The organism is Neobacillus sp. PS3-34 (assembly GCF_030915465.1).
GTDB lineage: Bacteria > Bacillota > Bacilli > Bacillales > Cytobacillaceae > Neobacillus_A.
Genome location: NZ_CP133267.1, coordinates 2,951,457 through 2,965,997, shown reverse-complemented (window position 1 = coordinate 2,965,997; position 14,541 = coordinate 2,951,457). Strand labels below are relative to the sequence as shown.

The window sequence follows — 14,541 nt, the reverse complement described above, 5'->3', positions numbered from 1 at the left end:
TTACATCTCCCCCAGTTTCCCAACCACTTTACTTAGTCTGCCCACCAGCTCTGTTATGCGTTCATCCTTGATTCGATAACTTACAGGGTTTACGATGAGGCGCGAGGTAATGTCGACAATCCGTTCAAACTCAACCAAACCATTTTCAATGAGCGTTCTGCCCGTCGAAACAATGTCCACGATCCGGTCAGCTAAACCAATCATTGGCGCCAGCTCGATTGATCCGTTTAGCTTGATGATTTCCACCTGCTCGCCTTGCTCGCGGAAATAGGCTGCGGCCACATTCGGATATTTAGTGGCTACCTTTGGGGCAACCTCATTCATTTTTGTATTCGGAAGGCCTGCGACTGCCAGATAACAGCCGCTGATCCGTAAGTCCAGCAATTCATAAACATCCCGCTCTTCTTCGAGCATGACATCCTTACCTGCTATACCCAAATCCGCCACGCCATGCTCGACATAAGTCGGAACGTCCATCGGCTTGGCCAGGATAAAACGCAATCCCTCTTCCTCAACATCGATAATCAGTTTCCGGGATTCATCAAATTCAGGTGGCAGCGCATAGCCTGCATTGCGGAGCAATACTAACGCTTCTTCAAAAATTCGCCCTTTCGGCATCGCAATTGTCAAAACACTATTCATTTGCAGGCTCCTTTCCCGCTTTCCCCAACAGGTAAGCCGCATCCTCAAATTTATGTGTATACGCATCAAGGTTTTTTACACCGTTTATATCCTGAAGCACAGTCCGAATACCCTTGCCTCGAAGCTCCGCAGCCAGCATAAAGGCTTCCTGCCTCCGTTCCTGGCTAAATAAAATGCAATGGGCTGGCTCTTTCACTCCCGTTCCTCCCAATGCTTCAAGGAGACGGTCCACCCTTATTGCAAAGCCAGTCGCACTGCCCGTTTTTCCGAACTTTTCAAGCAGGCTGCCGTATCTGCCGCCATTTCCAATCGGGAAACCGACGTCGCCGGCATACGCTTCAAATAAAATCCCGGTATAGTAACTCATATGGCTCACGAGCGTTAAATCAAATTTCACTCTTTCCTGCTCACCATAATCGCAGATAATATTCCATAAATCCTTCAGCTCGAGGAGCGCTTCCCTGCCCTTTTCGTTTTCTACAATCGCAAGGCCTTTTCTATTACGTCTTCTCCGCCCCTCAAATCAAGGAAATCCACAAGCCTTTGCTTGTCGATAGAAGACAATGCCAGCGACTGGACATGCTCCTTATAGCCAACATAATTTTTTTCATATAAAAAACGGAGTAACGCATTGGCCGATCTTCTGTCCCTAATATTTGCAAAAATAATTCCTGTACAAACGCAATATGCCCGATTGAAAGCTGGAAATCGCTTAATCCTGCATCCTTTAGTGATGAAATCATCAAAGCGATCACTTCCGCATCACTCGACACCGTTTCATCGTTTAAGCATTCGACCCCAATTTGCTCAAACTCGGCAGGACGGCCGCCTTCACGTTGCTGTGCCCTAAAAACATTTGCCGAATAAGCGATCCTGAGCGGCAAATCCTCCTTTAACATCCTTGAAGCAGCCACCCTCGCAATCGGCGCTGTCATATCCGGTCTAAGGACGAGCGTATGCCCCTGCTGGTCGAGAAGTTTAAATAACTGCTGGTCAAGGATCGCTGACGCCGATCCGACCGTTTCAAAATATTCCAGTGTAGGTGTTTCGAGAAACTGGTATCCCCACAGCTTTATCGCATCCTCCATCTTCATGCGGACCTGATGCTTTTTTTCATATAATTCAGGCAATGTATCTCTCATGCCGAGCGGTTTTTCAAACATAAACAGGCGGGTCATAATATCCATCCTTTTATAAAAAATTCCCCAAGAATTGAATTAATTAATCAGAATCCTTTAGTTCGCTAATATGGTAATAAAATAAAGTTATTTGTAGTTTACTCCTTATAATACTTCCCGTCAATTGATAACTTTAAGCTTAAGCAAATTTTCAAAAACGTTTTGATTCACAGAACTTAATCAAAAACTACGCAAAAAACAGGCACACCATGGGATGCCTGTTTCATACATTCATAACATTATTCTTTTCCATAAATCGGGTCACTTGCCCAGCGCTGTTCGAGCTCTTCATTTGTATAGATGATACGCATCGGGTTCCCGCCTACAAATGTGCCAGCGGGTACATCCTTATGGACAAGCGTGCCGGCGGAAACAATGGCCCGTCTCCAATCGTCACACCTGGCAGGATCGTGGTATTTGCGCCAATCATGACCTCACTGCCAATTCCAACCGGTCCAAGGCGGTATTCCTTAATCAAATACTCATGAGCCAGAATAGTCGTATTGTAGCCGATTACCGTGTTCCGGCCGACGCTGATTTTTTCCGGAAACATCACGTCGAGCATGACCATCAGCGCAAAAGAGGTCTGATCGCCCACCTTCATACCTAGGAAAGTTCGGTAAAGCCAGTTTTTCATCCCAAGGAATGGAGTGTAGCGCGCAAGCTGTATCACCGCAAAGTTTTTTACAACCTTCCAAAATGGAACCGTTTTGTAAACATGCCATAAGGAATTGGCGCCTTCAACCGGATAACGGGTTGTTTTTCTCATCGTTATTCTTCTCCAAGAATCGGTAAAAGGTCGGCCATGTTTTCGAGTATATAATCCGGTTCGAATTTGGCGAGATAATCCCGCCCTTAATCGACCAGGCCACCCCTGCCGTCAATGTTCCCGCATTTTTCCCTGCTAAAATATCATGATAATTATCACCGACCATAATTGACTCTTCAGGACGTGAGCCAAGCTGCTCTAAAGCGTTAAAAATCGGCTCTGGATCCGGCTTTGCTTTTTCCACATGGTCAAGCGCGACGATTACTCCAAAATACTGTTCAAGATCCATCAGCCGCAGACCCTTCAAAACCACATCATGCAGCTTTGTTGTAACGATTCCCAGTTTATAGCCGCGTTCCTTTAATGTTTGAACTGTTTCCTTAACTCCCAAAAATTCCGTAACAAGCTGATCATGGTTGGCCAGATTATATGTCCGGTACTCAAGAATCATTTCTTCAACCCGGTCAGGATCGATGCCTGAAAACGTTTCATGCAGCGATGGCCCGATAAATGGCAGGACATCCTCACGCTGATATTTGCTTGGATAGTATTTTTCGAGCGTATGCAAAAAGGTAGAAATAATCAGTTCATTCGTATCAATTAAGGTTCCATCAAGATCAAACAGTACTGTATTTATTTTATTGCTCATAGTTTGCTTCCTTTCTTTTCATAAAGCCCGAGCGCCTCCAGATGGTTCCGACAATGAGTGTGAGCACGACCGCGACTCCAAGCCGAATCAGGAAAAGCGGCAGAACCGGAATGCCGAGCGGAATAAAAATAAGTGTATCCTCCACGACAGCATGGCAGGCAACAAGGAAAATAAACGCCAAAGTTAAATCCTTCTGGCTGACTCCATCTTCCTTGACGGCCTGAATCATTACCCCAGCACCGTATGCAAGGCCGAATAGCAGGCCAGCCGCCATTGTCGTTGATGTATTTTCCTTCATGCCAAGCGAGCGGGTGACACGCACCATACCTTTTGAAAAAGCAGCAAGCCATCTCAGGTCTTTTAAAATTTGAATGACAACCATTAATGGAATGACGATCATGGCCAGCTGCAGAATCCCTAATAACGCTTTATGGACAGCTTGCCATAGAATAGCCAGAACACCATGCGCGAGTTCTGTTTGTTCCGGAATCAAGCCATAATGGGCAGTGCTGCCCCCTCCATGCCAGACTAAATTAATAACGATTGCCGACAGCAAAGCAAGTCCAAGCCGGACAGTCAGCACCACCCACACTTTTACCCCAGTTTTCACCGCTACCCCTGTTTCAACCAGCAAATTATGAGAAAAGCTCATCATAACCGCCAGGATAAAAACTTCTTTTACCGTGAAATGAAGGGTTAAAATGGCTCCGATTGCTCCATATAGGTTTAAAAAATTCCCGAGTACAAGTGGAATCGCCGCATTTCCCGGCAAGCCAATCAATCTCATTAGCGGAGTGATGGCATCCATCAGCCAGGGAAGCACCGGCGTGTACTGCAAAACAGCTACCAGCAACGTGACAGGAAAAATGATTTTACCAAGCGTCCACGTTGTTTTTAATCCTACAAACAATCCCCTTTTGACCGAGCCAATCAGCATTTCTTCATACTCCCCTTGATTATTGATTTTGCAAATCTAAATATTTTTGGTCTGCAAGTCCTCTTTTTCTTCTGTAAAAAAGAATCACGATTGCCATTACAATCAGTACAATCGAAATCGTCTGCGCAATTCTCAGGTTTTGGGTCAGCATCAGGCTGTCAGTTCTCATGCCTTCAACGAAAAACCTTCCGAATGAATACCAAATGACATACGACAAGAACATTTCACCACGGCGCAGATTCACGCGGCGCAGCAGCATCAATAAAATAAATCCGGCAAAATCCCAGACAGATTCGTATAAGAAGGTCGGGTGGTAATATGCGCCATTTATGTACATCTGGTTAATAATAAAATCAGGCAAATGCAGGTTTTCTAGAAATGACCTGCTTACTTCTCTCCCATGTGCTTCCTGGTTCATAAAATTTCCCCAGCGGCCGATGGCCTGCGCCTAAAATAATGCTCGGCGCAGCGATATCGGCTATCTTCCAAAAGGAGATATTCCTCGATCGCGAAAAGATATATGTGGTCAGGACAGACCCGATCAGCGCACCATGAATGGCTATGCCGCCATTCCAGATTTGAATGATTTCACCAGGATTATTAGCATAATAGCTCCATTCAAAAAGCACATAATATAAGCGCGCAGAAATAATGGCAATCGGAATCGCCCAAAGCATTAAATCCGCAAACGTTTCTTTCGGAAGCCCTCTCCTGTCACCTTCCCTTATGGCGAGTAACAAGGCCAGTGCCAAACCGGAGCCGATAATGATCCCATACCAGTGAACCTGAATCGGTCCAAGAGTAAAGGCAATCGGATCAAGAGGATGAAGATTTTTTTCCATAGTCATTTCTCCTTATTCCTTTTGTTCCCGGCAATTCGCCAGGTGCCCACAGTTTCGGCCAGCAAGCCGAAATCTGAAGGCTCTAAAACAGTTAATTACTCATGGTCACTGTCTTCGATCACGTCCGAAAGACGTTCCGTAAACTGCTGGGCAGCATTGACCCCCATGCGCTTCAAGCGGTAATTCATTGCAGCCACTTCGATAATGACAGCAAGGTTTCGTCCAGGACGAACCGGAATGGTCAGCTTCGTCACTTCCGCATCGATAATCTTCATTTTTTCTTCATCAAGCCCAAGCCGGTCATACTGCTTTTTCGGATCCCATATTTCCAGATTGATAACAAGCGTGATCCGTTTGTTGCTTCGTACTGCCCTGCCCCAAAAAGTGTCATCACGTTGATAATTCCTAATCCGCGAATTTCCAGCAAGTGCTCAATCAGCTCAGGTGATGTCCCAATAAGTGTATCCTGGTCCTCCTGGCGAATTTCTACACAGTCATCCGCAACAAGGCGGTGTCCGCGCTTTACCAGCTCAAGCGGCCGTTTCACTTTTACCGACTCCGCTTTTACCGGTAATCAGGACGCCAATTCCGTAAATATCAACAAGTACGCCATGAACCGCAGTTGTCGGGGCAAGCCTGCTCTCAAGATAGTTGGTCAGCCGGCTTGAGAACCGGGTTGTTTTCATATTGGAACGCAAAACGGGCACGGATTCACGCTCTGATGCTTCAATCAGCTCAGGCGGAACCTCCAAATCCCTGGTAAGGATAATCGCAGGAGTAATGTCCGTACATAATTGCTCCATACGTATAACACGGTCGGATTTTGGCAGCTCACTAAAAAAAGAAAGCTCTGTTTTTCCCAAAAGCTGAATTCGTTCTGCCGGGTAAAATTCAAAATATCCGGCTATTTCAAGTCCAGGCCTGGATATATCGCTGGTAGTAATCGGACGGCTGATCCCTTCCTCCCCGCTGATTAACTCAAGGCCGAATTTTTCTAAAATGTCTTTAGTGCGTACTTTAGGCAAAAAGCTTCCTCCTTTTTAAGGAAATAACATAGTGTGGGAAGACGTTGGACAAGTGTTTCTCCAAAGATTCTTTTCCCATGATTCTTCTTATTTTAGCACTTTTCTGCAAAGAACCAAACGAACGATTCGTAAATAATTCATTATTTTAAAAATAAGCAGTTCGTTAGGTGGTATAGACAACTAAACCACAAGGATTTATAATTGGCATATCTAACCTATTAGAATGGAGCTGAATGAATTGGGAACTCTTCTCCTTGTTCAAGGAAAAGCCGTCTTGGAAAAAGAAATTGCCGAATCCATTTACATTTATATAGAAAAAGAAACCATCCGGGAAATCGGCCGTTTGCTGTCGGCCAAAACAAGTTTCCGAACGCTGAAAAAATCATTTTCCCAAAAGAATACACTGTCGTTCCGGGATTTATTGATGTTCATATCCATGGTGCTGCCGGTGCGGATACAATGGACGCGACACTTGAAGCCCTAGGAACAATCGCCTCCGCCCTTCCAAACGAAGGTACAACCAGCTTTTTAGCAACAACCATCACGCAGGAAAAGAGCAAGATTGAAAGGGCATTGGCAAATGCAGCACAGTTTTGCCAAGCAGAAAATCATCCTGGCAGGGCTGAAGTCCTCGGCATCCATTTGGAAGGTCCGTTCATTAATGAAAAGCGTGCCGGAGCACAGCCAAAAGAGCATATACTGAAGCCGGATATCGATTTATTCAAGCGTTGGCAAAGCCTCGCCAATAACCAAATCAAGCTAGTAACCGTCGCTCCGGAAATGGAAAATGGAACAGAATTTATCTCTTATCTTAAAAATAACGGTGTGATCGCCTCTGTCGGCCATACGGATGCTGTATATGAGGAAGTGGAGGAGGCCGTGAAAGCAGGCGCCAAACAAGTAACCCACCTGTTTAACGGAATGAGGGGAATGCATCACCGCGAACCTGGAACAGCCGGTGCGGCCTTACTTTTTAAAGAGCTGATGATTGAATTGATTGCAGACGGCATACATGTTAGTCCTCAAATGATTAAGCTCGTCCTTGCCGCAAAGGGGGCGGACGGCTCCATTTTAATAACAGACTCGATGAGAGCCAAATGCCTGAAAAGCGGAATATATGACCTCGGCGGCCAGGATGTCACAGTAGCGGATGGAAAGGCGCTTCTGGCTGACGGCACCCTCGCAGGCAGCATATTAAAAATGAATGATTCCGTAAAAAACATCCTTGAATTTTCGCAGCTGACTTTAGTGGAAGCCGTACAAATGGCAAGCGCCAATCCAGCCAAACAGCTTGGAATTTTTGACAGAAAGGGCAGCATTTCTGCTGGCAAGGATGCAGATATTGCCGTCCTTAATGGGCATTTTGAGGTTGAATACACGATGTGCCGTGGAAAAACAGCTTTAGATTGAGGGGGATCAGTATGAAGGTCATTCGAACATCCAACTATGGGGAAATGAGCAGGACAGCTGGAGAATTAATCATTGAAAAAATCCGCTCAAACCAGCAGCTTACCCTCGGGCTTGCAACGGGGAGCACGCCAAAGGGTGTTTATGAATACTTGATTTCGGATCATTGGCAAAATGGAACTTCCTATAAAAACATTACCACGATTAATCTCGATGAATATATCGGCCTACGTAATGACCATCCAAACAGCTATCATATTTTTATGAGAAAAAACTTATTTGATCTTTTGGATATCCCTCTGGCCGAAACCTTTATCCCTGATGGCACAGCGGATGATTTAGAAACCGAATGCCTCCGTTATGAAAATCTCATTAAAGAAAAGGGTGGCATCGATCTCCAGCTATTGGGGATCGGGCAAAACGGGCATATTGGCTTCAATGAGCCTGGTACTCCTTTTAAGAGCAGGACACATATCGTGACTTTGGCGGAGAGCACCCGACAGGCAAATTCCCGGTTCTTCCCCTCGTTTAGGGAAGTGCCTGCACAGGCGATCACGATGGGGATCTCAACCATATTTGAGAGCAGAGAAATTCTCCTCCTTGCCTCAGGGGCGGCAAAAGCAGAAGCAGTGGCCCGTTTGATAAACGGTGATTCCGATGAAAACTTTCCAGCTTCCGCTCTCAAGCTTCATCGAAATGTTACCATCATTGCCGATGAGGCTGCATTAAAATTGGTTTAGTGTTTCAAAAAGGAGCGTAATAGATGATTAACAAGAGTTCACCAATACCAATCTACCATCAGCTGGAGGCCTATCTAAAGGAACAAATAGAAAACAGCAGCCTCCATGCTGATGAAATGATTCCATCAGAGCGGGAGTTTGCAGAAAGGTTCCAAATCAGCCGGATGACTGTTCGGCAGGCGATCAACAATCTTGTCAGCGATGGCTATCTTTACCGGCAAAAAGGGCGCGGTACCTTTGTCAGCAAGCAAAAGGTGGAGCAGGCGCTTGAGGGCCTGACAGGATTTACAGAAGACATGCTTGAACGCGGTATGAAACCCAGCAGCCGGCTTCTTTCTTTTAACACTATTGCTTCCGGCAGCCAAGTCGCACATCAGCTTCAGGTTGCTGAAAAAGACCTGGTTTATGAAATTTTCCGTGTCCGGCTTGCAGACGGAATTCCGATGGCACTTGAAACCACCTATATTCCCATTGCTCTCGTTCCCGGCATTACCGAAGACAATAGCAATCACTCTTTATACAAATATATCGAAAACCAGTTGTCTCTCAAAATTAGTGAAGCGACTCAGGAAATTGAGGCCGCTATTGCCAGGAAGCCCGAAGCAGATCACCTGGACATCGCTGCAGGAGCACCAGTCCTGCTCATTATGCGTACCGCCTGCCTGCAGGATGGCACTCCGTTTGAGTTTGTAAAATCGGTGTACCGGGCAGACCGCTATCGATTCATTCATCGATTAAAACGCGACCAATAAATTGAAGATTGACAGGCATACCATCTTCCAACTTTTAGCAAAGTCTCCTGCAAGGTGACCTTTTTGGCTGTATGTCCGTATTATATATGTGATTAATCGGCAGTAGAAAGGAGCAATTAGAATGAAGATTATGCTTGATGCAGGTCATGGATACAATACTCCCGGAAAAAGAAGTCCGGATGGCTTACGAGAGTATGAGTTTAATGGGCCGTTGCTTCCCACGCCAAAGCACTGCTGGATGCCTACAAAAATGTAATCGTCTCTTTTGCCCATTCCGATAAAAGAGATGTTCCGCTTGATGAACGGACAGATTCGGCCAACAGCCAGCACGTGGATACCTATGTGGCCATTCACGGAAATGCATACGGGACTTCCTGGAACGATGCCGGCGGAATTGAAACATATGTCTACCCGACAAGGCCAAAGGAAGCAGTAGAACTCGCCCAGAAAATCCAGAAACAGTTAGTGATGTTAACAGGCTTACGAAACCGCGGGGTAAAAACGGCCAATTTTCATGTTCTCCGTGAAACCTATATGACGGCAGTCCTTTGTGAATGCGGGTTTATGACAAATAAGGAGGAGCTTGCTTTAATGCGCTCCGATGCTTACAGGCGCAAATGTGCCGAAGCGATCGTTAAAGGGATTGCTGAGCAATACCATCTTGTAAAAAAACAATAAGAATCTGATACTGAAAGAACAAAAGCGCAGGAGACATTCTCCCTGCGCTTTTCTTATTTGTACACTATTAATCACGTGAAGGCTTCAGGAAGGTCTTTTGGACAATCACGTTTACAATCGACATGATTACGGAAGCCAGCAAAGCCATGCCGAAGCCCGAGATATCAAACGCACCGCCCATCAGGCGGTCGGTAAGCATCAAAGTGATCGCATTGATGACGAACAGAAATAATCCAAGACTGATAATGGTCACCGGCAGCGTCAGGATAATTAGAATCGGCCGGACAAGGACATTTAAAATCGACAAAATCACACTTGCCTCAAGGGCTGCCACGAACCCATGCAGATGAAAGCTGTCCTGGAAATATCCCGCAATTGCCACAAATAATACCGCATTAATTAAAATACCAGCAGCCCACTTCATTCAAACGCTCCTCCTATTTAAAAGGTGCAACACCCTCTGATTGATGTATGGTAATCGAGCCTGTTTTTGTATCGGCTAAAACTTTAGCCGCTCCTGATCCCGAATCAATCGATTTAAAGCGAAGTAATTTTTGGATCACCTCGCTTTTGTCTTCAACAATCTGAATACCTTCCAGCTTCACATTAAAGCCGCCCAGATTCGATTTCAGCTCCCCGTCCATCTTCATACCTGGAGGAACAAACAGGTCAATGCTTCCTGTCGTACCTTTTACAGAAATGGATTCACACTCGGTCCCCTGCAAATGACAGGTTAAATTGCCATTAAACGTTTGGGCTTCGACTTTCCTAAAATCCCCTTCAAGATTGATCGCACCATTAATCGTCTCAGCTTCAAGCCGATTAACTGTGCTGTTCATTATTTTTATATGGCCATTTGCCGTCTCTGCCTCCAGTCGGTTGCCGCTAACCGATGCAAATTCAATTTTTCCATTTGCTGTTTTAATTCTAAAGTCATTAATATTCAGTTCCTCACCGGTGATCGGACCATTGAACATCCTGACACGGACCTTCTCATACTGGGAATGAGGAACAAACACAACAGCGTCGACCTTCATCCACTTTTGCTGGGTAAGGAAGCGCAGCTTTTCCCCTTCAATCGCAAATACTACGTCTTTTAAAAAGCTTTGCCGTGCCTGTTCCTGTGTTTCCACACGATATACCTTCGCCTGGCATTCAATCCGGACATCCCCCTGGTCCCAGGGAACAATTTTAAGAGAACCATTGGAAACATCAATATCCATATCCTTTAAGTAAACATCAGCCTGATGAAAAATATGTGAAATTTCAACCGAATGTCCAAAATTCAAATCCAGATCGATGTCTTTGATTTTTTTCAGGGCGAATCGACAAATTCAAAAATCTTATCCTTGGCAGATTGGAATTTATGATGTATTGGCTCGTCTTTTTTTGCTTCCTCAAACTGGACAGCCGTAGAAAGCTCGTGGACGATTTCCTCCTGCTTTTGCTCCATCGTCTTCTGAGTCTTCTCAAGCTCCTCCAGCAGCATTAGTGCCTCATCTACGGCCAGCTTGCCTTCCTCAACCATTTTCAGAATCCGTTTTCGTTCATTCTGCATACCTTTCCCTCCCTCAACATTCTCACTCATTTTTATTCATCTCTCAGCACCTTTACTCCTTTTACAATATTCCATATCAACACTACGAAACTCACAAGCATCATCAGTGCGACGGTCACTAATGTTAAAACCGGCACGCCATCGCCCATCCTCCTTATATCAAAGAAAAAACTGATGCCTATTATCGGAACAAGAATCAGCGGAATCAAATGGGAAAAGAGCGCCTTCTTGGCATGCCCCTTCGTCACATTGTCCTCCGATACAAAAAACACCACCAGCGGAAAAAGAAACCCCGCAAACAAAATACTAAAATAGCACAGTGCCGACAGGATTTTTCGATTCTCCATCCTCGTTCAACTCCTTCCATATATATTACGAGCCACCGGGCAAAAAGATTCATAGAGAAGAACCTGAGAGATGGGGAGAAAAAATAAAAAAGAGCTGAAGCCCACATATGGCTTCAGCTCTCCCCATTTCATCTATTTCACACTTACGCTTTCTTCCTGCTGCTTGATTTGTTTTTCCATTCTTAAACGGTCGCGGATAAGAACTGGTTTGAGGTATTTGCCTGTATAGGATCCTTGGACTTCGGCCACTTTTTCAGGTGTGCCGGAAGCAATGATGGTACCTCCTTTATCGCCACCCTCTGGACCAAGGTCGATAATAAAATCGGCAGCTTTAATCACATCGAGATTATGCTCGATCACTAAAACAGTGTCCCCGTTTTCGACCAGGCGCTGAAGGACAACTAACAAGCGGGAAATATCATCTACATGGAGCCCTGTTGTCGGCTCATCCAAAATGTAGAATGACTTGCCGTTTGAGCGGCGGTGCAGCTCAGATGCCAGCTTCACACGCTGCGCTTCCCCTCCGGAAAGGGTTGTGGCAGGCTGGCCCAGTGTAATATAACCTAAACCAACATCATAAATAGTCTGCAGCTTGCGGCTGATTTTCGGGATATTTTCAAAGAATTCGAGCGCATTCTCGACTGTCATATCCAAAATATCTGAAATATTTTTCCCTTTGTATTTTACCTCAAGTGTTTCGCGGTTATAGCGCTTGCCATGGCACACTTCACAAGGTACGTATACATCTGGTAAAAAGTGCATTTCAATTTTGATAATACCGTCTCCGCGGCATGCCTCACAACGGCCGCCTTTTACGTTAAAGCTGAAACGGCCTTTCTTATAGCCGCGCACCTTTGCTTCGTTTGTGGAAGCGAAGACATCACGGATATCATCGAATACACCGGTATAAGTAGCAGGATTCGAACGCGGTGTCCTGCCTATTGGTGATTGATCGATATCAATGACCTTTTCCAAATAATCAATACCCTTGATGTCCTTATGCTCTCCCGGTTTACTTTTCGCATTGTGAAGCTTTTGCGCGAGCGATTTATGAAGGATCTCATTAATTAGCGTACTCTTTCCTGAACCGGATACGCCTGTTATGGCGACAAACATGCCAAGTGGGAATTTTACGTTTACATTCCGCAGATTGTTTTCGGATGCACCCTTAATTTCAATATAGCGGCCATCCGACTTGCGTCGCTCAACTGGCAGCGGAATGTATTTTTTTCCGGAAAGGTATTGGCCAGTAAGCGAATTCGGATCATTCATGACCTCTTCCGGAGTACCTGCGGAAACAATCTCGCCTCCATGGACACCTGCTCCTGGACCGACATCGATTAAATAGTCAGCAGCAAGCATTGTATCTTCATCGTGTTCGACAACAATCAGCGTGTTCCCAATATCTCGCATATTTTTCAACGTACCAATCAGGCGGTCATTATCGCGCTGATGAAGGCCGATAGAAGGTTCGTCGAGAATATAGAGGACACCTGTCAGCCTGGAACCAATTTGTGTAGCAAGCCTAATTCTCTGGCATCACCACCGGATAGCGTCCCGGCAGCCCGGCTTAACGACAGGTAATCAAGGCCAACATTGATTAAGAACCCGAGCCGTTCACTTATTTCGCGGAATATGAGCTTCGCAATCTGCATTTCTTTTTCCGTTAGTTCAAGCGATTTGAAAAATTGGTCCGCTTCCTCGATTGAAAGTGATGTAACCTCGGAAATATGCCGTCCGGAAATAAGCACCGCCAGGCTTTCCTTTTTCAAACGGTATCCTTTACATGTCGGGCACGGATGCTGTGACATATATTTTTCCATCTGCTCACGGATCCAGTCAGAACCAGTTTCCTTAAAACGTCTCTCCACATTTCGGATAACGCCCTCAAATACGATATTGCCGTCCTTCACCTGGCCAAAATCATTTTGATAGCGGAAGCGGATTTTCTGTCCTTCCGATCCGTATAAAATTTTATCCAAATGATCCTTCGGCAAATCTTTCACCGGAACATCCATATCGATTCCAAAGTGATTGCATACTGCTTCAAGCAGCTGAGGGTAATATTGCGAGCTCGTCGGCTCCCAAGGTGCAATCGCATGTTTTTTTAACGACAGCTCTTTATTCGGGATGACAAGATCAGCATCGACTTCGAGCTTTGAACCGAGCCCGTCACATTCAGTGCATGCCCCATAAGGACTGTTAAATGAAAACATGCGTGGCTCCAGCTCGCCAATCGAAAATCCGCAGATAGGGCAGGCATGGTTTTCACTAAACAATAGCTCTTCCTCACCGATCACATCCACGATTACGTTGCCTTCACCAAGGCGAAGCGCGCTTTCGAGTGAGTCAGCAAGACGGGATGCGACTCCTTCCTTTACCACGATTCGATCAACTACGACTTCAATTGAATGCTTTTTATTCTTCTCAAGTTCAATTTCATCACCGAGGTCAAGCATTTCGCCATCGACACGGACACGTACATATCCCTGCTTTTTAATATCTTCAAACACTTTGGCATGGGTGCCTTTTCTTCCTGAAACAATCGGTGCGAGAATTTGCATTTTCGTCCGTTCCGGATACTCAAGAATGCGGTCAACCATTTGCTCAACGGTCTGAGAGGAAATTTCAATTCCATGGGTTGGGCACGTCAGCAGGCCGACACGTGCAAACAATAGTCTCAAATAGTCATATATTTCTGTTACCGTTCCCACGGTTGAACGCGGGTTCCGGCTTGTAGTTTTTTGGTCAATCGAGATGGCCGGGGACAGTCCTTCTATTGCGTCCACATCCGGCTTATCCATTTGCCCTAAAAATTGCCGGGCATAAGCAGACAGCGATTCAACATACCGGCGCTGTCCTTCTGCGTAAATCGTATCAAAGGCCAGCGAGGACTTCCCTGATCCGGAAAGTCCTGTCAACACTACAAGTTTATCTCTCGGAATGGTGACATCTATATTTTTTAAATTATGAGCTCTGGCACCTTTGACAATCAGTTTATCCATTGCCATATTTAC

Annotated in this window: 11 protein-coding genes and 6 pseudogenes; 5 read left to right on the top strand and 12 right to left on the bottom strand. The window is 45.5% G+C overall.

Going from position 1 to position 14,541, the window contains the following annotated elements; genetic code table 11:
* The 7 genes and pseudogenes from hisG to hprK all read right to left on the bottom strand — a co-directional run bounded on the left by hisG (position 1) and on the right by hprK (position 6,042).
* Positions 1–642, bottom strand: coding sequence for an ATP phosphoribosyltransferase (gene hisG / locus RCG23_RS15215; RefSeq protein ID WP_308176410.1), 642 nt, complete (start codon positions 640–642; stop codon positions 1–3).
* Positions 635–1,820 (bottom strand): annotated as a pseudogene (locus RCG23_RS15210) (ATP phosphoribosyltransferase regulatory subunit). The gene hisG and the pseudogene RCG23_RS15210 overlap by 8 nt, the downstream one beginning before the upstream one ends.
* 239 nt (positions 1,821–2,059) lie before the next feature.
* Positions 2,060–2,589: pseudogene (locus RCG23_RS15205) on the bottom strand (DapH/DapD/GlmU-related protein).
* A gap of 2 nt (positions 2,590–2,591) precedes the next feature.
* Positions 2,592–3,238 (bottom strand): annotated as a pseudogene (gene ppaX / locus RCG23_RS15200) (pyrophosphatase PpaX).
* On the bottom strand, positions 3,228–4,175 hold the full coding sequence (locus RCG23_RS15195) for a nucleoside recognition domain-containing protein (RefSeq protein ID WP_308176409.1): 948 nt from the start codon (positions 4,173–4,175) through the stop codon (positions 3,228–3,230). Before RCG23_RS15195 ends, ppaX begins: the two are co-directional and overlap by 11 nt.
* Before the next feature lie 19 nt (positions 4,176–4,194).
* A pseudogene (gene lgt, locus RCG23_RS15190) lies at positions 4,195–5,017 on the bottom strand (prolipoprotein diacylglyceryl transferase).
* A gap of 95 nt (positions 5,018–5,112) precedes the next feature.
* A pseudogene (hprK, locus tag RCG23_RS15185) lies at positions 5,113–6,042 on the bottom strand (HPr(Ser) kinase/phosphatase).
* Between the two features lie 238 nt (positions 6,043–6,280).
* On the opposite strand from hprK, the gene RCG23_RS26020 reads away from it, so the two are divergent.
* The 5 genes from RCG23_RS26020 (at position 6,281) to RCG23_RS15165 (ending at position 9,619) form a co-directional block, all read left to right on the top strand.
* Positions 6,281–6,526: a hypothetical protein gene (locus tag RCG23_RS26020; RefSeq protein WP_374049760.1), complete on the top strand. Its 246-nt coding sequence runs from the start codon at positions 6,281–6,283 to the stop codon at positions 6,524–6,526.
* On the top strand, positions 6,424–7,452 hold the full coding sequence (gene nagA / locus RCG23_RS15180) for an N-acetylglucosamine-6-phosphate deacetylase (protein ID WP_374049858.1): 1,029 nt from the start codon (positions 6,424–6,426) through the stop codon (positions 7,450–7,452). The genes RCG23_RS26020 and nagA overlap by 103 nt, the downstream gene beginning before the upstream one ends.
* 11 nt (positions 7,453–7,463) lie before the next feature.
* Positions 7,464–8,189 (top strand): glucosamine-6-phosphate deaminase, encoded by a 726-nt coding sequence (gene nagB / locus RCG23_RS15175; RefSeq protein ID WP_308176408.1) that lies wholly within the window; start codon positions 7,464–7,466, stop codon positions 8,187–8,189.
* Positions 8,190–8,212: 23 nt separating this feature from the next.
* On the top strand, positions 8,213–8,941 hold the full coding sequence (locus RCG23_RS15170) for a GntR family transcriptional regulator (protein ID WP_308176407.1): 729 nt from the start codon (positions 8,213–8,215) through the stop codon (positions 8,939–8,941).
* Positions 8,942–9,172: 231 nt separating this feature from the next.
* Positions 9,173–9,619, top strand: a complete 447-nt coding sequence (locus tag RCG23_RS15165; protein WP_308180070.1) for an N-acetylmuramoyl-L-alanine amidase — start codon at positions 9,173–9,175, stop codon at positions 9,617–9,619.
* Between the two features lie 67 nt (positions 9,620–9,686).
* On the opposite strand, the gene RCG23_RS15160 is transcribed toward RCG23_RS15165, so the two are convergent.
* The 5 genes and pseudogenes from RCG23_RS15160 to uvrA all read right to left on the bottom strand — a co-directional run bounded on the left by RCG23_RS15160 (position 9,687) and on the right by uvrA (position 14,535).
* On the bottom strand, positions 9,687–10,043 hold the full coding sequence (locus tag RCG23_RS15160) for a phage holin family protein (protein ID WP_308176406.1): 357 nt from the start codon (positions 10,041–10,043) through the stop codon (positions 9,687–9,689).
* A 13-nt stretch (positions 10,044–10,056) separates the two neighbouring features.
* Positions 10,057–10,908, bottom strand: a complete 852-nt coding sequence (locus tag RCG23_RS15155) for a DUF4097 family beta strand repeat-containing protein (protein ID WP_308176405.1) — start codon at positions 10,906–10,908, stop codon at positions 10,057–10,059.
* A gap of 26 nt (positions 10,909–10,934) precedes the next feature.
* The gene (locus tag RCG23_RS15150) at positions 10,935–11,177 is read right to left on the bottom strand and encodes an SHOCT-like domain-containing protein (RefSeq protein WP_308176404.1); all 243 of its coding nucleotides are present in this window, start codon (positions 11,175–11,177) and stop codon (positions 10,935–10,937) included.
* Positions 11,178–11,209: 32 nt separating this feature from the next.
* A complete protein-coding gene (locus RCG23_RS15145; protein ID WP_308176403.1) occupies positions 11,210–11,524 on the bottom strand; it encodes a magnetosome magnetite crystal formation protein family in 315 nt (104 codons plus the stop codon).
* 132 nt (positions 11,525–11,656) lie between these two features.
* Positions 11,657–14,535, bottom strand: a pseudogene (uvrA, locus tag RCG23_RS15140) (excinuclease ABC subunit UvrA).
* Positions 14,536–14,541 lie beyond the last annotated feature (6 nt).

Excerpts from the sequence above, each read along its gene's own strand:
- RCG23_RS15170 (WP_308176407.1), top strand. The coding sequence starts at position 8,213 with ATGATTAACAAGAGTTCACCAATACCAATCTACCATCAGCTGGAGGCC.
- RCG23_RS15195 (WP_308176409.1), bottom strand. The coding sequence starts at position 4,175 with ATGCTGATTGGCTCGGTCAAAAGGGGATTGTTTGTAGGATTAAAAACA.
- hisG (WP_308176410.1), bottom strand. The coding sequence starts at position 642 with ATGAATAGTGTTTTGACAATTGCGATGCCGAAAGGGCGAATTTTTGAA.
- RCG23_RS15145 (WP_308176403.1), bottom strand. The coding sequence starts at position 11,524 with ATGGAGAATCGAAAAATCCTGTCGGCACTGTGCTATTTTAGTATTTTG.
- RCG23_RS15150 (WP_308176404.1), bottom strand. The coding sequence starts at position 11,177 with ATGCAGAATGAACGAAAACGGATTCTGAAAATGGTTGAGGAAGGCAAG.
- RCG23_RS15160 (WP_308176406.1), bottom strand. The coding sequence starts at position 10,043 with ATGAAGTGGGCTGCTGGTATTTTAATTAATGCGGTATTATTTGTGGCA.
- nagB (WP_308176408.1), top strand. The coding sequence starts at position 7,464 with ATGAAGGTCATTCGAACATCCAACTATGGGGAAATGAGCAGGACAGCT.